The sequence below is a fragment of the Rhodococcus sp. IEGM 1305 genome (assembly GCF_030058635.1).
In the GTDB taxonomy this organism is placed as follows: Bacteria; Actinomycetota; Actinomycetes; order Mycobacteriales; family Mycobacteriaceae; genus Rhodococcus_F; species Rhodococcus_F opacus_D.
In genome coordinates, this window is sequence record NZ_JASHKX010000010.1 from 21875 (window position 1) to 41648 (window position 19774).

18 protein-coding genes are annotated in these 19774 nt (G+C 67.2%); 3 read left to right on the forward strand and 15 right to left on the reverse strand.

Annotated elements, in window-relative coordinates; translation table 11 throughout:
• Positions 1-36: 36 nt before the first annotated feature.
• The 15 genes from QM693_RS16985 to QM693_RS17055 form a co-directional block, all read right to left on the reverse strand.
• A complete protein-coding gene (locus tag QM693_RS16985; protein WP_283352916.1) occupies positions 37-1071 on the reverse strand; it encodes a proline racemase family protein in 1035 nt (344 codons plus the stop codon).
• Between the two features lie 181 nt (positions 1072-1252).
• Positions 1253-2149: a dihydrodipicolinate synthase family protein gene (locus tag QM693_RS16990; protein WP_043780845.1), complete on the reverse strand. Its 897-nt coding sequence runs from the start codon at positions 2147-2149 to the stop codon at positions 1253-1255.
• A gap of 181 nt (positions 2150-2330) precedes the next feature.
• Positions 2331-3671, reverse strand: a complete 1341-nt coding sequence (locus tag QM693_RS16995; protein WP_280779002.1) for an MFS transporter — start codon at positions 3669-3671, stop codon at positions 2331-2333.
• 81 nt (positions 3672-3752) lie between these two features.
• A complete protein-coding gene (locus QM693_RS17000; protein ID WP_283352917.1) occupies positions 3753-5087 on the reverse strand; it encodes an NAD(P)/FAD-dependent oxidoreductase in 1335 nt (444 codons plus the stop codon).
• On the reverse strand, positions 5084-6523 hold the full coding sequence (locus QM693_RS17005) for an NAD(P)/FAD-dependent oxidoreductase (RefSeq protein ID WP_283352918.1): 1440 nt from the start codon (positions 6521-6523) through the stop codon (positions 5084-5086). The genes QM693_RS17000 and QM693_RS17005 overlap by 4 nt, the downstream gene beginning before the upstream one ends.
• Complete coding sequence (locus QM693_RS17010; protein WP_283352919.1) at positions 6516-7949, reverse strand: FGGY family carbohydrate kinase; 1434 nt, start codon at positions 7947-7949, stop codon at positions 6516-6518. Before QM693_RS17010 ends, QM693_RS17005 begins: the two co-directional genes overlap by 8 nt.
• Positions 7950-7985: 36 nt before the next feature.
• A complete protein-coding gene (locus tag QM693_RS17015) occupies positions 7986-8243 on the reverse strand; it encodes a hypothetical protein (RefSeq protein ID WP_283352920.1) in 258 nt (85 codons plus the stop codon).
• Positions 8240-9679 (reverse strand): aldehyde dehydrogenase family protein, encoded by a 1440-nt coding sequence (locus QM693_RS17020; RefSeq protein WP_283352921.1) that lies wholly within the window; start codon positions 9677-9679, stop codon positions 8240-8242. The genes QM693_RS17015 and QM693_RS17020 overlap by 4 nt, the downstream gene beginning before the upstream one ends.
• A 44-nt stretch (positions 9680-9723) precedes the next feature.
• Positions 9724-11187, reverse strand: coding sequence for an APC family permease (locus QM693_RS17025; RefSeq protein WP_283352922.1), 1464 nt, complete (start codon positions 11185-11187; stop codon positions 9724-9726).
• A 199-nt stretch (positions 11188-11386) separates the two neighbouring features.
• A complete protein-coding gene (locus QM693_RS17030; RefSeq protein ID WP_283352923.1) occupies positions 11387-12031 on the reverse strand; it encodes a 3'-5' exonuclease in 645 nt (214 codons plus the stop codon).
• Positions 12028-13848, reverse strand: a complete 1821-nt coding sequence (locus QM693_RS17035; RefSeq protein ID WP_283352924.1) for a putative nucleotidyltransferase substrate binding domain-containing protein — start codon at positions 13846-13848, stop codon at positions 12028-12030. The genes QM693_RS17030 and QM693_RS17035 overlap by 4 nt, the downstream gene beginning before the upstream one ends.
• Positions 13841-14626, reverse strand: a complete 786-nt coding sequence (locus QM693_RS17040) for a GntR family transcriptional regulator (RefSeq protein ID WP_280778990.1) — start codon at positions 14624-14626, stop codon at positions 13841-13843. The genes QM693_RS17035 and QM693_RS17040 overlap by 8 nt, the downstream gene beginning before the upstream one ends.
• Before the next feature lie 60 nt (positions 14627-14686).
• Positions 14687-15196 (reverse strand): hypothetical protein, encoded by a 510-nt coding sequence (locus QM693_RS17045; protein WP_283352925.1) that lies wholly within the window; start codon positions 15194-15196, stop codon positions 14687-14689.
• Entirely contained in the window at positions 15193-16830 is a 1638-nt protein-coding gene (locus QM693_RS17050) for a GMC family oxidoreductase (RefSeq protein ID WP_283352926.1), read from the reverse strand. Before QM693_RS17050 ends, QM693_RS17045 begins: the two co-directional genes overlap by 4 nt.
• A gap of 124 nt (positions 16831-16954) precedes the next feature.
• Positions 16955-17713 (reverse strand): SDR family NAD(P)-dependent oxidoreductase, encoded by a 759-nt coding sequence (locus QM693_RS17055; protein ID WP_280778986.1) that lies wholly within the window; start codon positions 17711-17713, stop codon positions 16955-16957.
• Positions 17714-17965: 252 nt separating this feature from the next.
• Here QM693_RS17055 and QM693_RS17060 point away from each other — a divergent pair, with 252 nt between their 5' ends.
• Genes QM693_RS17060 through QM693_RS17070 form a run of 3 tightly spaced genes read left to right on the forward strand, consistent with a single transcriptional unit; the run spans position 17966 to position 19701 of the window.
• Positions 17966-18484, forward strand: coding sequence for an RbsD/FucU domain-containing protein (locus tag QM693_RS17060; protein WP_164059353.1), 519 nt, complete (start codon positions 17966-17968; stop codon positions 18482-18484).
• Position 18485: 1 nt separating this feature from the next.
• Positions 18486-19274, forward strand: coding sequence for an alpha/beta fold hydrolase (locus tag QM693_RS17065; RefSeq protein WP_283334864.1), 789 nt, complete (start codon positions 18486-18488; stop codon positions 19272-19274).
• Between the two features lie 46 nt (positions 19275-19320).
• Positions 19321-19701, forward strand: coding sequence for a DUF1937 family protein (locus tag QM693_RS17070; RefSeq protein WP_283352927.1), 381 nt, complete (start codon positions 19321-19323; stop codon positions 19699-19701).
• Positions 19702-19774 lie beyond the last annotated feature (73 nt).

Below are 19774 nucleotides of genomic sequence, written 5' to 3' on the forward strand. Positions count from 1 at the left end.
AGAGTGCCCGAGCACACTTTCCCACTCACGTGCGGGTCAGTGGCTGGTCGGCCAGGTGTCAGACAGGGTATAGCCGGTCGGGAACGGGTCGGCGGGGTCAAGCCCGACCTGGCTGAGTTCGGTGATGTACGCCTGGCCGCTGACGCGGGGGACCACGGCGTCGTACGTTCCGACCTTCGTCAGTCTGTCGATCCGGCTCTCGAAGCGACTGCCGATCACCGATTCGTGGACGAACTTCTCCCCGACCTCGATGAGGCCCTTCGCCTTCAGCACCGCCAGTCGAGCGGACGTGCCGGTGCCGCAGGGCGAGCGGTCGAGTCGGCCGGGGGAGACCACCACGGCATTCCGGGCGGTCAGCACCCCGTCGGTGCGTGAGAGGGGGCCGACGAACTCGGTCTGGGTGATTCCCGCGAACTCGGGATTGGTCGGGTGCACCGCGGGGATCTGTTCGACGGCGGCGGTCTTGAGCTTCTGTCCGAGGTCGCAGATTTCGCGGGCCTCGTCGGGTTGCAACTTCAATCCGAGCTGGTCGGCGTCGGCGAGCACGTAGGCCATGCCACCCCACGCCACGTCGACGGTCAATGTGCCGTAGCCGTCGAGTTCGAGCGGCACCCCGATCTCGTAGGCGAACGCGGGCTGGTTCTCGAACTCGACGCTCGTCACCTTGCCGTTCTCGCAGGTGCAGCGAATGCGGATGAGCCCCGCGGGTGCTTCCAGCATGATGTCGGTGACCGGTTCGACCATGGGAATCATGCCGGTTTCGAGCAATGCGGTGGCGACGCACATGGTGTTGCTGCCCGACATGGCCGGGTACTCCGTGGACTCGGCGATGACGTAACCCATCTGGGCCTCGGGGTCGGTCGCCGGGACGACGAAGTTGACGCACTGGGTCACCGAGCCCCGCGGCTCGTGGAGCAGAAGCTGACGGAGGTCGTCGCGATGCTCGCGGAAGTGCTTCATCTTGTCGAAGACCGTGGCGCCGGGGACGTCGCCGATTCCGCCGGTGACGACGTTGTTGATTTCGCCCCCGACGTGACACTTCACTACGTTGACTACTCGACTCCAGCGCACGATCTTCCTCCGTGTGTTCGTCTGCGTTGCGGTGGCCTGGTTCCACCCTGCCAGGGCTGAACTTCTCTGCGCCTGCGGGCGAGAGGCGAGGCCGGCAGCGGGGGTGATTGCTGCCGGCCTCTGCGCACGTGTCGGGGAAGGGTCACTCCGTGATGAACGCGCGCGGTCTTCTTGGTGGTGACTAGCGGGCGTAGGTGAGGCCGGTCTCGGCGATGAGCTTGGTGAGCTCTTCCTTCTTGTCCGCGGGCAGTTCACCGTACGGTGCGCGGGGCACTCCGAGGTCCACGCCGACGGCCTGAGCGGCGGCCTTGGTGGCCACGGCATAGCCTTCCTTGCCGAGGAAGTCCAGGACGTTCCACAGCCGCTTGAAGATTTCGAGGGCCTCGGTGTACTTGCCGGCCTTGGCGAGTTCGTAGATCGCGACGCACTCCTTGGGGGCGAAGTTGGGCGCACCCCAGATGGAACCGGCGGCACCGGCGGAGAAGGCGGGCAGCACGATCGTGTCCCAGCCGACGAAGGTGTCGATGGCGTCGCCGAGGTTGAAGATGAGGTCGAAGGCCTGCTCGATCGACCCGGACGTGTCCTTGATGTACCGGACGGCGTCCGTGCGTTCCAGCAGTTCACGGTAGAACGGGCGATCCAGATTCATTCCCGTGACACCCGGCAGGTTGTACGCGATCACCGGGATGTTCGCCGCTTCGCCGACGGTGGCGAAGTACTCGATGACCTCGTGGCGGGTGGGGGCCTCGTAGAAGGGCTGCACCAGCAGGACGGCGTCGGCGCCTGCGTCGGCTGCGTGCCGGGACAGTTCGATGGCCTCCGCGGTGCGGGTGGAGCCGGTCTGGGGTGCGACGGGCACGCGACCGGCGGCCTGGTCGATGACGACCGTGTTGACGAGCTTGCGCTCGTCGAGCGTGAGTGCTGCGAACTCTCCGGTGCTGCCGCCGGGGACCAGGCCGTGCAGTCCGTTCTCGATCAGGAAGTCGACGTGGTTGCGCAGTGCGCCTTCGTCGACGGAGCCGTCCTGGGCGAAGGGAGTGGAGACGGCGGCGAGGATGCCACCCAGCTTCTTGGTCATGTCGTGTCCTTGTTCGGTGGTGGTGGTCGATGCCCGTTGTGGGGTCCTCGACTGGTGAACTTCCGGGAACTCGCTCTGGCCTTCGACAATTGTTAAATTGGCGATTGTCGACAAGAGAACGATGTCAAATCTAAGGTCGATCCTCGGTGGTGTCAAGGGATCGGCCGGGGTTCTTCGGCTGCTATTCGCCGACGGTGATGGGATCGCGGCGGAGGGGCTCCGCCTCCGCCCGCGCATCGACTTTCCGGCCCGCGGTTTCGTGCAGCGTTGCCGCCGCCACAATGGCCATCACGCCCGTCACGATCAGAATGACCGAGGGCGCCAACGGACTGCCGGTTGCCGCGATCAGATACGTCGCCACATACGGCGCGGTGCCGCCGAAGACTGCCACCGAAATGTTGAATCCGATCGAGAATCCTGCGTACCGAACACGACTCGGGAAGATCTCCACCATCGCTGCGCCCGACGCGGACATGAACATGGCGAGGCAGATCCCCATCGCGGCGTGCGCAACGACGATTGCGGGGACATTCCCCGTCGCGAACACCATGAACGCGGGATAGACGATCAGCGTGCTCGAGACGGCACCGAGGATGATCACCGGTTTGCGGCCGTAGCGGTCGGAGAAGCGGGCGAACACGAAGATGGCGACGGCCGCCGAGCACAGGCAGGTGACCGTCGACGCGGAGGCCAGACCGAATGAGAATCCCACTTCCGACTGTAGATACGTCTCCATGTAGACGAAGATGAAGTAGAAGGCCGCGGCCTGCAGCGCAATACACCCGACCACCTGCACGATCTGCCGGCGACTGGTCGCGAGGGCATCCTTGACCGGAGACTCGCTGACTTCTCCCGACGACTGGAGTCGTTCGAATTCCGCAGTGTCGCTGAGCTTCAGACGAATGTAGAGACCGACCAGCCCGAGCGGTCCCGCGATGAGGAAGGGGATCCGCCAGCCCCATTCGAACATCGCCGTTTCGCTCAGTGCGGCGTTGAGGCCGAGGATGAGAACCGAGGCCGCCGCGTTGGCGAGATAACTCGAGCAGTGCCAGAAGCTGACGGTGCGCGCCCGCCTGCCACGTTTTGCGGACTCGACGAGGAACGTCGCCGCACCGCCGGGTTCACCGCCGGCGGCGAAACCCTGAATGATCCGCAGTGTCACCAGCAGTGCCGGGGCCGCGAGGCCGATGGTGGCGTATCCCGGCAGCAGGCCGACCGCGAACGTCGACAGCGACATCAGAATGATCACTGTCGCAAGGATCTTCTTGCGGCCGACCTTGTCTCCGAGCCGTCCGAAGACGAAGCCGCCGATCGGATTCATCAGGAACGCGACTCCGAACGCGGCGAACGTTGCCAGCAGGCTCGTCGCCGGATTTTCGGAGGGGAAGAAGATCCTGCCGAGTAGAACGGCGAGGAATCCGTATGCGGCGAAGTCGAACCAGGTGATGAAGTTTCCGATCGCGGCGGCCGTGATGGCCCGCCGCATCTCGGGGCCGTGCAAACCGCCCTGTACTTCCGTCATGAGTCTTCCGATCGATCGAGGTTTATTGTCGACAATCTGTGTGCGAGATGGTGCTGAACGAAGATGGGTGGCGGGGTGTGCTCAGCTGCAGCGGGTCGGAATGAATTCCCCGACCGCATTGGGCGTGGTTCCCCGACGAGGTGCGTTGGCCAGACCGACGGTCACAGGCCCCAGTGCCGGGTCGACGGCATCCATGATCGACCACGGCACGCGGAAGACCCGCCCCGGTGACGCGGCCCACGGCAGCAGCGTGGTCGCGACGACGCGACCCCGCTGCGAGACAGTCACCTTCGGGAACCGGACCAGCTGATCGGTCCACAGCAGCAGGCGCCGGCGTGGTGGGGCGGGGTCGCCTGCCCGGAGCAGTCCAGGGGAAACCCAGCGGAACGGCGGGGCCGCGAGGATGCGTACCGCGGTCGCACCTGGATCGATCGCTTCGCCGGCGTCGAGGAACGCGGCCACCCGGTCTGCGACGAACGTGCCGTCGAGGGCTGCGATGTCGGCGGTGTCGACCGGGTGCAGGACGTTACCCGCGGCGAAGACACCCGGCCGGCTGGTCCGCAGAGCGGTGTCGACCAGCGGTCCCTTCGTTCCGGGGTCGATGGCGATACCCGCCGTGCGCGCGAGTTCGTGGTCCGGGATCCAGTCGCCGGTGAAGACGACCGTGTCGCACTCGACGATCTCGCGTGCGCCGGTGTCGAGATTCTCTATCTCGACCGCCTCCAGGTTCCCGTGACCGATGATCCGCACGACGCGGGTGCGGGTGGCGATCGGGAACCGGAACAACGCCTTACCGGGAATGGTGAAGGCGGCGTAGGACTCCGGCGACGGGTACTGCGTCGTCATGAGCACGGTCCTGCACCCGGCGTGCTTCAGCGTCATGACCGCGGACCAGCTCACCAGTTCGCCGCCGACGACCACCGCGCGCGTTCCGACCCGTCCGTGATGCAGGTGCACGATGTTCTGCAGCTGTCCGGTGGTGTAGACCCCGGACGGTCTGTCGCCGGGAATCATGCGGGCCGGGCGGGCACGCTCGCGGGCACCGGTGGCCAGGACGAGTGCCCTGGACTCGATGCGGAGAAGACCCGCGGGTGAGGTGATGTCGAGCGCGCCGTCCGGATGCACCGCCGTCACCATCGCGTTCGGCATGATGTCGGCGCCCGCGGACTTCGCCTCCCGCACCAGGCGTTCGGCGTAGGCCGGGCCGCCGATGAACGTGTGCAGGTCTCGGATGCCGTAGCCGGGGTGATCGCAATGGCGCGGGATCCCACCCGCACGGCTTTCACGGTCCAGGACGAGAGCCTTGCGCCCGTGGACCTTTCCGAGCTGTGTGGCCGCAGCCAACCCGGCGGGACCTGCGCCGACGATGGCGACCTCGGCGGTGATCACGGTGCGTGAGGTGTCGGGAGCGCTCATCGGACGGCTTCCTTCCTGGTCTCGGCCGCCTCGGGCGAACCGGCGGCGCATCGGTGTGCAGCGACGAGCGAACCGACCTCGGCGCCGCAGAAGAAGCCCTGGCACCGGCCGTTCATCGCCCGGGTGCGGCGACGGAGCCCTTCGAGTCCGGCCGGGGGGATCAGCGACTGGTACGCGTCGCGGATCTCACCCGCCGTGACGCGCTCGCAGAAGCAGACCACCCTGCCGTATTCACTGTCACGAGCGATGAGTTCGGCATCCTGATACGGGCGAGTGAATGCCTCGCCGATGTTCGGCATCCGGGGCGGCGGCGGCAATTCGGTGCGTGCGCTGTCGAGAACGCCTGCCATGGTGAGCAGTTCGCCGACGTGCTCGGCCACCGCCATTCCGGACGTCAGCCCGGTCGAGCGGATTCCACCGACCAGGACGTAACGCCGATCGTGGTCGACCTCGACGAGGTAGTCGCCGTGGTCGGTGGCGGCACGGAGTCCGGCGTACGTGGCGGTGACCTCCTCCTCGAGCAGGCGCGGCATCAGCTTGGCGCCCTTGTCCAGCAGGAACTCGAAGCCGGCTTCCGACGTCGCCGTCGCGGAACGGTCGGTGAGGTCTTCCGCGGTGGGCCCGAGCATCACGTTGCCGTAGATCGTCGGGCTGACCAGAACACCCTTGCCGCGGGACGTCGGGACGGGGAGCACGATCTTGTCGATCAGCGGTCGTGCGAGCTTGTCGTAGACGAGCAGTTCGCCGCGCCGCGGGGTGACGTGGAATCGGTCGTAGCCGAATTCCCTGTCGATGTAGTCGGCTCCCAGCCCGGCGGCATTGATCACCCACCGCGCGCCGATGTCGCCGCTCGACGTGTGCAGGATCGTCCGCTCGGCCAGGGTGGTCACCGATTCGGCGCGGGTCCGCGTCCGCAGCGTCACTCCGCGGGCGACGGCATCCGTCGCCAGTGCGAGGTTGGTGGTCCAGGTGCAGATGATCGACTCGTCGGGGACGGTGAGTCCGCCGAGCGCGCCGTCACCGAGCGCGGGCACGAGCCGGTAGATCTCGTCGGCGTCGATGATGTCGCAGTGGGGGTAGCCGTTGTCGGCGGCCTTGTCGCGCAGGCCTGGCAGTGCGGCCAGTTCCTCGTCGTTCCACGCGACGAGGATGGCGCCCGAGCGTTCGACGGGAATCCCGGTCTGCTGGGCGTATTCGGAGAGCAGCGTGTAACCGCGGCTCACCATGCGGGATTCGAGTGTGCCCGGCTTCGCGTCGAATCCGGTGTGCAGGATCGCCGTGTTCGCCTTGCTCGTCCCGTCGCCCACGTCGTCCCGCGCCTCGACGAGTGCCACGCTGTGGTGATATCCGGCCAGCTCCCGCGCGATCGCCGAGCCGACGATGCCCGCACCGAGCACGACGAAATCGTAATCGGGGGGCGGAGGGGTGTCAGTCATCGCTTTTCTCCTGTGGCAGCGCCGCTCGTGCGGCCGCCCGCCAGTGGTGTCGGAATTCTGCCGCGCGGTCGACCGACCACCGCGGCTCGTAGGTGGTCGCCGGTTCCCAGTCGGCTACCGCGTCCTCCAGGGACAGGTCGGGGTTCAGTGACAATCTGGCGCAGGCCGCCGCACCGAGAGCGGTGGCGTGGGACGACGGATAGACGTCGAGGGGGATCTGGGTCAGATCGGCCGTGGCCTGCATGAGGCGGCGGGACCGAGTGAGCCCGCCGTCCACTCGCAGCCGGGTGAGGGGAGCGCCCAGGTCACCTTCGACGGCAGACACCAGCTCTGCCGTCTGCGCCGCCAGCCCCTCGAGGACGGCGGCCACCAACTGGGACCGATCGGTGGACAACGTCATCCCGGAGAACGATGCCGTCGCGTCCGGCCGCCACCACGGTGCGGCGAGGCCGGCCAGTGCGGGCACGAAATACGTTCCACCGGAATCGTGTGCGGCCACACTGTCGAGGTCGCGCGCCGACTCGATCAAGCCGAGGTCCTGGATCCACCGGATGGCGGAGGCGGCGGTGTAGGCCTGGCCGTCGACGCAGTACGACGTCTTCCCGCGCACATTCCACGCGACGCAGGACGCCAACCCGGCGGCCGAGCGGACCGGGAGCGTGCCGGTGTTGGCCAGCAGGAACGCCCCGGTGCCGAACGTGCACTTGGCGGTGCCCGCGTCGAAGCACCGCTCCGCCAGCAGGGCCGCCTGCTGATCGACGACGAGACCGCCGACGGCAGCGTCGGATCCGAAGACATCCGTGGTCCCCACGACGACGTCGTTGGCGACGATGGCAGGCATCCGCTCGGCGGAGAGTTCGAACAACTCGAGAAGCTGCGGATCCCACGCGACCGTGTCGAGGTCGGTGAGCAGCGAACGGCTGGCGGTGGCGGAATCGGTGACGAACTCCCCGGTCAGGTAGTGCACGATCCAGGTGTCCGTCGTGGTGACCACCCCCGCCGTGGTGGCGTTCTGCCGCAGCCACTGCATCTTCGGCGCCGAGAAATAGGGATCGAGCACGAGGCCCGTCCGCTGTTCGACCCATGCCTTGGACTCGGACTTGGTGCGGCACAGCTGGTCCGACCGGCGGTCCTGCCACACCACGGCCTGACTGAGGGGTCGGCCGGTGTCCGGGTCCCACACCAGGACGGTCTCGCCCTGGTTGGCGAGGGACACGGCGGAGACGTGCACACCCGCTTTCGCGATCGCGCTCCGTCCCGCCTCGAGGACCGAACCCAGCAGTTCCATCGGGTCCTGCTCCACGCCGCCTGCGGAGAGATATGCCGGACGGACCGGTGTTTCGGCGATCGCGAGGACGTCGCCGTCCTCGGAGACGACGACAGCCTTCGTGCCGGACGTGCCCTGGTCGATGGCAAGGACTGTCACGCGCTATTCCTTTCGGGTCGGAGGGGTGGAGATGGTCTAGTCGGTCCGAGTGCGAAAATCGAACTCGTATCTCGCGGTCGTGTCGTCGACCCGCCACACGTCGACGTTGCCGTCCCACAGCGTCACCAACCAGCACGTGCGCCCTCGTGATGGCACGACCATGGTGGCGTGCGCCCAGGGCGATGCCGTTCCACTGCGCAGGTCGATCCGCCGGATCGCCCGTCCGACCGCGTCTTCCGGCTCTGCCGGCACCCACGTGCCCCACGCGGTGCCGTGGCGGCTCGGCGCCGTCACGACAGGCTCACGATGACGTGCTTGACCCGGGTGAATTCCTCGAGACCGGCCGCGCCGCCCTCTTTGCCGTAGCCCGAGCCCTTGAAACCGCCGAGTGGTCCTTCCGGGCCAACCGCCATGTGGTTGTTCACCCACACGACCCCGGACTCGATCGCGTTGACGTTCCGCAGTGCTCGGCCGATGTCGCGGGTCCAGACCGACGCGGCGAGTCCCTGCTCGACCGCATTGGCCTTCTCCAGGGCGTCCGCCTCGTCCGTGAACGTCTGGACCGTCGCCACCGGGCCGAAGATCTCTTCCTGCACCAGCCGATCGTCCTGTTGCAGACCGTCGATGAGGGTGGCCTCGTAGAAGTAGCCGGGACCGTCGACGATCCTGCCGCCGGTCACGACCCGCGCGTGGTCCGGCCTGCCGTCGACGAGCTCGGCGACGCGGGCGCGCTGGCCCTCCGAGATGAGAGGTCCGAGAACCGTCGACGTGTCGGCGGCGTCGCCGATCCGGGCCGCCCGCAGGCTGTCGGCCAGCGCCGCGACGAACGTGTCGTGGATGGTCTCGCTCACCAGCAGCCGGGTTGCCGACATGCACTCCTGGCCGGCGTTGAACAGGATGCCGTTGGTGAGGATCGGGAGTGCGGCCTCGAGGTCGACGTCGTCGTAGACGACGACGGGAGCGTTCCCGCCCAGCTCGAGCACCAGCCGTTTGGGTGTGGCACCCGCAGCCTCGGCGATCCGCTGTCCGGCGGACGTCGAGCCGGTGAAGGAGACGAGGTTGACGTCGGGGTGACGAACGAGAGCGTCCCCGACCACACTGCCCTTGCCGTGCACGACATTGAGGACACCCGCGGGCAGCAGCTGCTGCGCGAGCTCCGCGAACCGGGTGGTGGCCAGCGGGGTCAGCTCGGCCGGCTTGACGACCACGGTGTTGCCGGCGACCAGTGCGGGGGCCAGTTTCCAGACTGCCTGCCAGAGAGGGAAATTCCACGGTGTGATGCCGAGGACGACGCCCAGGGGTTCTCGCCGGACGAAGCTGGTGTTGCCGGCGGTGAATTCCCCGGCGGCCTGCGCGGACAATGCCCGGCCCGCTCCGGCGAAGTGCCGGAACGCCGCGACGATCCCGGGAAGCTCGTCACCCTTCGCCGCTGTCGTCGGCTTGCCGGCATCGAGCGTCTCGAGGTCGGCGAGTTCGTCCAGGTTCGCCTCGAGGAGGTTGGCGAGGTCGTGCAGAATCTGCGAGCGCTCGCCGGGCGTCTTCGCGGCCCAGGCGGGGAACGCGGCGCGGGCCGCGTCGACGGCGCGGTAGCCGTCCTCGACGGTCGATTCCTGGAGTTCGGCGACAACCTCGCCGGTGGACGGGTTGCGGACCTGTCGCACCTGCTCGGAGGATCCTGCCACGGCCTTGCCGTCGATGACGTTGGTGACGGAACGAAGCGTGGAAGACATGAAAGTCCTTTCGAATGTGGGTCGGTGATCGGGAAAGTGGGTTGTCAGAGGTGTCCGGCCTGGGTGTCGATGGACTTCCCGCGCCTGCTCTTGGGGATCAGCATGTAGATGACGGCGCCCGACGCGATGACCAGCAGCATGCCGAGGCCGACATGGGTGGGGTCGGAGTAGATCAGGAGCGCGCACAGCACGACCGACCAGGCGATCGCCAGAACGAAGATGACCGGGCTGACGATGCCGTAGTGCCACGGGTGGGACGGCAGCTTGCGCTTGACCAGTCCGTAGAAGCCGACGACGACCACGACACCGTAGGCCATTCCCCAGGCGAGTGCCGTCATCGCTGCGAGTACGGACAGCAGCGAGGACCACAGCGCGAACACCACGGAGATCGCGAAGATCGTGAGGGTCGCGTTGATCGGGATCCGCTGGGCACTGACCTTGCGCAGCCAGGAGGCCGCGGGGATCTGGCCGTCGCGCGCCTGTGACCACAGGACGCGAATGCCGGTGAGCTGCAGCATGACCAGGGCGGCGAACAGGGCGACGATCGCGACGGCTTCGAAGATGTTCGCGAACGCGGCACCGACCGCGGTGTCGAGGATCAGCTTGACCGGGGTGGTGCTCTCCATGACCGCCGGGAGGTCCTGGATGGCGAGCATGATCAGCGCGACCATGAAGATGCCGACGACGTAGGAGGAGACGTTGGCCATGACCGATGCCATCGGCGCCTTGCGGGCGGCGTCCTTGGTCTCCTCGGAGGCGTTTCCGGTCGCGTCGAACGACGAGATCGCATATGCGGGAAGGATCATCGCGAGAAGGAAGGGGACGAACCAGTTGCCGCCGGTGGTCGTTCCGCCGGACTCGCTCAGGAACGACAGCGGCTGGGTCGGGTGCTTCACGATCAGCAGCACGGCTACCAGCGCGACGACGCAGAGCACTTCCGCCACCACGCCGATGTTGTTGAGCACGGCGGCGACCTTGACTCCGGCGATATTGATGACGGTGCCGAGCACGATCAGGCCGAGCGCCCACGGGAGTGCGTCCGTGTTGTCCTCGAACGTGACGCCGAACCAGCCGGCGACGAAGGGGGCGATGCTCACGGCGACGGTGGTGACCGCGACGGTGTGCGCGATCAGCAGCCACCATCCGGTTTGCCAGGCCAGCCACGGCTTCCCGGTGATCCGCCCGGTGATCTGGTACACGCCGCCGGCCAGTGGGTAGGCGGAGACGAGCTGCGCGACCGCGAGTCCGACCGTGAATACCTGCAGGCCGCCGCCGACGAGGAACGACCAGAACGACGCGGGCCCGAAGAATCCGAAGCCGACGATCAGGGTCGTGAAGATTCCGGAGGCGATCGCGATCGAGGTGAACTGGACTCCGAAGGCGGAGAACAGTCCCAGCGTTCGGTTCAGTTCCTGCTTGTAGCCGAGCTTCTCCAGATAGGCGGAATCGGTGTCCGCTCCGGAGTCGAGGAGCGGACGCTCGGGCTCGGTGGGCGGTTGAATGGACACCGGGGGCTCTTCCGGGGTTATGGCCATCGTGACCTCGCTGGTCTCTGTCGCGGGTATCTCGGCGGGGGATGTGCCGAGACGAGGTTCGGTTGTCGTGGAAGAAGGCGACTGGATGCGCCGCGCTTGTTCTACTGTCGACAATCTACCACAAATCGGTGTGACCTCAATCACCAGTTGTTTCGGCTGGATTACGTCTGCGTCAACCGCGCCCGAGGCGACGGTCGCCGGCACTCAGATCCACCAGTGAGCGCGCGGTGTCGTAACCGAGGCGCTCGAGCCGGGACGCCAGTGCGAGGAACACCTGTGCCGTGGTGACGGCGTCACCCAGCGCGTGGTGGGGATCGACGACGGGCAGGCCGAGCGTGTCGGCCAGCCATTCCAGGTTCGGCTCGCACCGGTGCTGCCGTGGCGCCACGCCGACCGCACGGGCGAGGGCCGCGGTGTCGACGACCGTCGGCCGGAACTTCAGCCCGCTGTCGCGGAAGGCGCGAGAGAGGAAGGCCGTCTCGACCCAGGCCGCGTGGGCGACGAGGACACGGTCGGTGAGGAGGCGCTGCAGGACCCCGACGGCCTCGGTCGACGGTGGGGCATCGGCGACGTCCGCCTCCCGGAGTGTGTGAACGGCAACGGCCTCCGGCCGGATGTCGCACTCGGGGTGGACCAGTCCGTAGACGCTCTCCGACACGACGATGCGACCGTGCCGGACCACGACCGCCCCGTAGGACACGATGGTGTCCCGCGCGAGGTCCAGTCCGGTCGTCTCCAGATCGACGACCGCGAACTCGGCGTCGCGCCACGGGCGCACCAGAGCGTCGGCGCGGCGGAACCTCCGGTGTGCCCTCATGGAAGGCGCGCCACCCATTCACTTTCCAGCCGGTTCTGGACCTCGGCCACCGCCCGGAACGATTCACGCAGATACCGGCGGGTGAGCGTGTCCAGTTGGTTGGGCGCGACCCACGTCGTCGCGACTGTGCTGCCTTTGATGGCCTCGATCTCGCGGCCCAGGACCAATCCGTACACGTACTCGAACGCGCGCACGAGCGTCTCGGTTTCGTCCGCGGTGAGCAGACCGGCGGCCTCGCCGCGCCGCAACCGGGTGAGGGTGGAGCCGCGATCGTCGCCGGTGACCACCGCGATCCACCGTCCGAGGGAGGCGATCGGCACGAGTCCACCCGCCTTGAGGTCGAGGTGGCCGCGGTTGGCGCCGGAGTGTTCGACGACGAAGTTGCGCACGAACCCGACCGGAGGTCGCCGGGAGGTGGTGAAGTGCAGGAGGGCCGACAGATACTCGCGACTGCGGGTGGTCGCGAGCATGGCGTCGGACACCGAACGTCCGAGCGACATCCCGCTGACGGGTCTGCTGTCGGCGATCATCGACGACAGCAGCAGAGCGTTCTTCTGGGTGGGATTCGTGATCCACGACGTCGCGGCGGCGACGGCGTCGGTGCGCGAACGCGCGAACAGCGGGTTGGTCGCGTTGGCGCCGTCGGCGCAGCGGGGCAGGCCGCAGCGTTCCATGTTGTCCAGGACGCGCCCGGCCCAGTTCTGCAACTTCCGGGCGGGCGAGTCGGTGCCGGGCAGGTCTTCCCAGACCAGGCCGGTGTCGACGTCCGACTTGGGCAGCGGTTCGCGGCGGGCCACCGATCCGAGAAGCAGCCAGGACGTCCGGTGGGGAACGTGGTCGGCGCCGACGTCGGTCAGCTCGACGAGCCGCCTGATGATCGCGTCGATCACCGCGGACATCAGTCCCGCGACGTGCATGACGGACGCGCCGGTGTCGTACAACTCGACCCAGGTTCCGGGGAGCAGGGCCGCCGCGGACGCCAGGTCCTCCACCGTGGTCGCGTCGTCGATGGCACGGCGGACGACGAGGGGATTGCGCACTTCGGCCGACGCGAGGTCGACGACGCGGAGAATCCCCACCGGTCTTTCACCGGTGCCGGTCACGACCAGGTGGTGTACCCCCGACTCGACCATCGTCAGGAACGCATCGCCCACGAGAGTCTCGGCGGGAACGGACCGGGCGGGGAACGAGGCGATGACTGATGCCGGGCTGTGCGCGTCGACGTGCCCGTCGGCGAACGCCCGCCGGAAGTCGTTGTCCGTGACGATGCCGATCGCGCCGCCCCGGTCCATCAACGCGTACGACTGGCCGGCCTCGGTGATCACGGACGCCGCCTCGCTCACGGTCGCGTCGGCGGGGCACCAGACGACGGGTCGCATCTGATGCCGGGCCGCGCGCAATGCCTGATCGACCAAACCGGAGCGGGCCAACCGTTCCCGCGTGACGAGGGTGCCGTAATGCCCGAACTGGAGTCGCTGCGGGTGCCGCAGCACCGGCCGCGGGTCGGGGAAGCGGTAGCAGAGTGTGTCTTCCGAGGCGCGGATCGCGAGAGGCGGAGGCAAACCGGACAGCACCGAGATCTGCCCGAACGTTTCGCCGGGGCCGAGCAGGTCGACGACCCGGCCGCGGTCGATCACCTCGACCTCTCCGGTGCGGACTACGAAGAAGTGATCGAGTGGGGCCTCGCCTGCCTCGACGATCCGGGCGCCGGCGGTGAAGTACTCGACCTCCACCGTCCGAGCCAGGGCATCGAGGTCGGCGGAGTCCAGCGCGTCGTAGGGCGGCTGACTGCCGAGGAAGTCGACGTACTCACGCATTCGACGGTTGAGAACCGTCGGCTGGAGTGGTTGCGGCCGGGGCAGCGTCGGTCGAACCGTGGACGTGCCGGTCGATCTCGCGGGTGATCGCCTCGAGGTCGCCGGTATCGATGATGGTGAGCAGGCGCTCGTGTTCGGCGACGACGTCGTGGAGATCGGGGAACGACTGATGATCCGCCGAGAGGAACAACTGGAGCTGGGATTCCCAGCTGCGCCACAGGTCCAGCAGGAGGCCGTGCTCGGACAGTTCGTAGATCACCCGGTGGAAGCTCATGTGCGCGTCGATGGTCCGGGTCAGGTCGCCGTCGTCCGCGCCCCGGGCCATGTCCTGGAGGGTCCGCACGATCTTGGTCCGGCCTGCGCCCGACAGGCGTGGCAGCGCCAACTCGATCGCGTAGGGCTCGAGCCGTTTGCGCAGGCTGGCGATCTCGGCCATCCCCTTCGCGCTGACCTCGGCGACGAACGCACCCTTGTACGCGATCTTCACCACGAGGCCTTCGTCGGCGAGGATGCTCAGCGCCTCTCGCAGCGGCGCCCGGCTCACACCCAGGTCGGCGGCGATGTGTGCCTCGCGGAGCTGACTGCCGGGGGCCAGGGTGCCGTCGAGGATCGCCGTGCGCAGGACGCCCGCGACCGTGCCCGGAGTGGTGCGCTGATGGATCCGCCCGAGGGAGATGTCGCCGTCCTCGCGTCGACCCACAGTCGATCCCGGTGGACGATTCGGTGACAGAGTCATCGGGTTGTCCTTTCTGATGGTGGTTGTTTCGACGTTGACCACGCCGGGAGCCTCTTGTCGACAATAGATCAACAGTGCGGGACGGGGGAGCGTCCGAGCAGGCTATTCGCCGTTCGCGGACACGTAGAAGTGTCCGCGTTCGAGCACCGGATCGAGTATCCCGGTGTCCAGTTCGTTGGCGGCATCCTCGAATCCGGCGGCGTCGCGGTGCTGCCCGGGGTACCCGATCAACGCCTTGACCTGGGGAGTCATGAAGTAGGCGCCGGCGAGGATCGACGACAGCGGATCGAACGTGAACTTGTCTTCGGCCCACATCCGCTTGATCTCGGCGCGCAGGCCGTCGCCGTGCAGACCGGCCGTCTTGTCGACCGCGGAGAGGACCGCGTCGAAGACGTCGGCCCGGGCGGCGAGCGCCAGATTCAGGTAGCGGAGGTACTCGTCGGCGTCGCTGGCGGCGGGATTCTCACCGGACGCGGGGATCAGGCAGTCCGCGATCCGCAGGAGCGTCGTCAGTTCGGAGTCCGTGAGCGGCCGCGGCGGTGCCGTGTGCCTGCCCGGTACCGACAGTCGCCGTTTCGGTGCCGACTGCAGGTCGAGGGATGTGGTGCTCATGCCGATGCCTTCCGTGCGTTGACGTCTTCGACGACCTTCTTGCCCACCCGCAGGGCGAGCGCGCTGATCGTGCAGGTCGGGTTGGCGGAGCCGGACGTGACGAAGATGCTGCCGTCCGCGATGTAGAGGTTCTCGACATCGTGGGCCCGGCCGTGCGAATCGACAACGGACGTCGCCGGGTCGTCGCCCATCCGGGCCGTCCCGAGGAGGTGCCCCGGCTGGTCGACCCATAATTCCTGCGTGAAGATCTGCTTCGCGCCCGCCGCCTCGTGGAGTTCGACCATGCGCTCGACGGTGTACTTCAGGATCTTGCGGGTGTTCTCGCTGACGCGGTACTCGACCTTCGGCGCAGGCAGGCCGTCGGCATCGAACTCCTCGGCGGAGAGGGTGACCCGGTTGTGTTCCTCGGGCAGATCCTCCACGTTGGCCGCCCAGAGAATGCCGTTGGACGCCGCGCGCGCGACATCGTGAATGGCCGGTCCCCACAGGTCGTCGAAATCGAGTTGCCGGTGGGTCTCGATCGTGTTCAGCGGTCCCGGCGTCGGGAGGGCATGCAGCTTGGCTCCCCGGACGAATCCGCGGGAGGTGTCCGTGTCGTAGAACTGCATCGAGTGAATGAGCTGCCCGGCAGGCCCACGCCAGCTCTCCAGGTTGTCCTCGTAGTACCCGATGGCGGTGCAGTTGGGGTGCAGCATGAGGTTCCGGCCGACCTGGCCCGAGGAATTCGCCAGGCCGTCCGGATGCTTCTCGTCGGCCGACAGCAGCAGGAGTCGCGGTGTTCCGATGCCGTTCGCGCAGACGATCACTGCCCGGGCCGGTTGGAAATGGACGGCGCCGGTGCGGTCCACCCATTCGGCGCCTGCCGCGCGTCCGTCGTCGCCGGTGACGATCCGGCGGACACGCGCACCGGTCTCCACGCGGGCGCCGGCCTGTTGCGCCTGCGGCATGTAGATCAAGTCGAACGAGGCCTTCGCGCCCTGCGGACAACCCCATTCGCAGACGCCCCAGCGACCGCACTGCTCGAGTGTCTTGTTCTTCTGGCTGGGAATCGCGTTGGTGCCCGGCCACCAGTGCCAGCCGAGCTTGTTCGCGGCTTCGGCCGCTTTCATGCCGGGCTTGCCCAACGGGTGGGGCGGCAGCGGGTATTCGAGACCCTCGGGGTAGGCGGTGTCGCCGTCGACTCCGGAGACGCCGATGAATTCGTCGACCTCGTCGTGGTACGGCTTGAGGTCGTCGTAGCTGATCGGCCAGTCGTCCGCGACACCGTCGAGCGTCTTGACCCGGAAGTCCGAGGGCAGCAGCCGCGGCCACTCCGCGCCGTAGAAGATGGAACTTCCCCCGACGGCGTTGAACATCACGGGCCACATGTCGGATTCCGTCACGTCGACCGGGTAGTCGGACGGCAGGGCACGGACATTCGGATCGTGCGCCCAGTCGTGCTGGATGAGCAGTTCCCACTCGGGGTGGTTGGCGGGGAAGTCGCTGGGGTTGACCCAGTCGCCCTGCTCGAGGCAGAGGGTGCTCAGTCCCGCCGTGGCGGCAGTGTGCGTGACCACCGCGCCGGACGGACCCGCGCCGATCACCAACACGTCGACAATCTCGTGCTGGGTGACATCGGAGTCAGTGGAAGTCATCGGGGTCGACCTCATTTCGTCTAATTGTCGACATTACGTCAATGGTGATGGGAGTCACGTCGGCTGTCAAATGGGATTGCGGTGGGAGCCCGAGGCGGCAGGGCTCCCACCGCAAGACTGGGTGTCAGGCCCCGGCGAGAACGCCGCCGTCGACGACGAACGCCGTCCCGGTGATGGCGGTGGAGTGGTCCGACAGCAGGAAGGCGACGGAGTGCGCGATCTCGATGGGGAGGATGGCGCGTCCGATCGGCTGGAAGTCGGGGAGCCCGGCCTCGAGTTCCTCGCGGCCGCCGAGTGCCGTGTAGTGCGGCACGTTCAGCGGGGTGTCGACGAAGCCCGGGCAGAGGGTGTTGGCGCGGATGCCCTGCGCGCCGAAGTCCAGGGCGATGGCCTTGGTCAGCGTGAGCACGGCGCCCTTGCTTGCCGTGTATGTCGTCAGCAGTTTCTCGGCGCCGATCGAGTTGATGGAACCGAAGTTGACGATCGACCCGCCGCCCACCTTCAGCATCTCGGGAATCGCGTACTTCGACCCCAGGAACACGCCCTTCACGTTGACGTCGAACGTCTTCTGGTAGTCCTCGACCGACGCGTCCAGAATGGTGCCGGGCTTCAGGATGCCGGCGTTGTTGACGATGCCGTCGAGCTTGCCGAACGTCGCCACCGTGAAGTCGACGAGGTTCTTGACCTGCTCTTCTTCGGTGACATCGACGACGCGGCCGATCAGGCGATCGTCGTCGACCTTCAGCTGGGGAAGGCTGGACTCGGAGTGCACGGTGGCGACCACCTGTGCCCCCTCGTCGTGGAGATGCAACGCCGTGGCGAGGCCGATTCCTCCGCCTGCACCCGTAACGATGACTGTCTTACCCTGCAGCAGCTGGCCCATGGTGTTCTCCCTCGAGGGTCATGTGGATGTGGAAGCGCGAAGACGCTTAAGCGATTGACTCCTTGTCGACAATCGACCAGGAAAGTGTGCGCCCTCGCCGGACGATCGGTCAAGCGTTGGATCCGGATCCGCTCAGTGCTTGACCTCCGGGCGGGAACGTCTTAGATTTCTAGTCGATTGTCGACTAGAGCACATTCTGTGCCCGGCGCGCTGCGCCGCACACCTCACGCCCTCGATCGAAGGACGAATCCCATGGCACCAAAAACCCGATTGCTGCACGAACGCCTGGCCGCCGTCGTGAGCCAGCTCCGGCACGGCGAGATGATCTACGTCGCGGACGCGGGAAGCGGCACGTCTTCCGCGAGCCTCGTTCCACTGTCGCCGCAGGTCGAGACCATCGATCTCGGCATCGCACCGGGATTGCCGTCGGTCGGGGATCTGCTGTCGGTGCTGTGCGAGGTGGGGGATTTCGAAGCAGCCATCGTCACCGAGGACATGGTGACCGCCAACCCCGAAGCCCGGAAGTTCGTCTCAGCACTGGTGGGGGAGGAGAACGTCCACGAGCTGCGGTACCTCCCCGAGTTCTACAACCTCCGCGACCGGGTGAAGGTCTTCGTCCAGACCGGCGACTACTCGGTGCACGGCAACGTCGTTCTCGTCGCGGGCTACCCGAGCCCGCCGATTCCGCTGAACTGGCTCACGTCCCCGACCTGGTTCGAGGACTTGCCGACCGCACCGCCGTCGACCGATCCGGGAAGTCCGGAGGCCTGACATGCCCTACTTCGACGGTGTCAGGAACAAGGTCTACTACCGGCAGTGGGAAGCCTCGCAGCCCTGGGCGCGGATCCTGCTCCTGCACGGATTCGGTGAGCACTCCGGTCACTATCACCGGCTCGCGGGGCAGCTGAACTCGGCCGGTCTGGACGTGTGGGCGCCCGATCACCTCGGCCACGGTCACACCGGCGGACCGGCAGGGCTCTTCCCCTCGGTGGACGAACTCGCTTCCAATGCAGGAGTTCTGGTCGACATCATGGCCGGCGACGGGCCCGGCGTGCCGGTGGTCGTCCTGGGCCACTCGCTCGGCGCACTGACCGGGGCCCTCCTCTCGGTTCGCACACCGTCCCTGCGCACCGGACTGATCATGACGGGAGCGCCCCTCTGGGGACTGCCGCGTGAGGCGGAGGGCCGGACGGACCTCGTCATGGCGAAGGACCGGTCGTACCTCGATGCGCTCGAGAACGATCCGCTCGGCTTCGACACGGCTCCCGCCGAACCGAACCTCTGGCAGGCGCTCACCGTGGCCGGAGGAAAAGTGCGGGCGTGTCTGCCCGCGATGACGATGCCGATCCTGTTGGTCAACGGCGAATTCGACGCCTTCGCGACACCCGATCGCGCTGCCGAATTCGCGCGAGAACTGCAGCACGGACAGAGCGTCGTCATCCCGGGCGGCTACCACGACATTCCGAACGACGTCGCCCACCGGGAGGTCGCGTCGCTGATGATCGAGGCGATCTCGCGATGGTGCCGGACCGTGCATCCACTCCCGGCGGGGTCTCGATGAGCGGGCCCTGTACCGCGGCCTGCGCCCCACGAATCACGAGGAAACCATGAGAAAGATCTTTCTGGCCTGCCCCTACAGCCATGCCGATCCGGCGGTGACGCACGAGCGGTTTCTCGCCAGCAACGAGGTAGCGGGATACATCGTCGAATCCGGCCATGCGGTGTTCAGTCAGGTGTCGATGTCTCATCCCGTCAACCTGACCTTCACCGGAAAGGACAACACGGCGATCGGCAGGATGTGGGGACCCGTCGACCGGGTGTTCATGGACGCGATGGAGGAATTGATCATCCTCGACCTCCCCGGATGGGATCAGAGTTCCGGCATCAGACGCGAGGTCGAGTTCTTCGAGAGCCGGGACAGGCGGGTGAGCCTGTGGTCCGAGGCCTCCGCCGAGTTCGTCGCACCCGAAAGTTCCGCGGTCCGCTGACAGTCGTCCAACTCCCCATGCCGGGCGGTCGTTTCCGTGGGACGGTGGACGGGTAGCCGACCGTGCGGCGGAG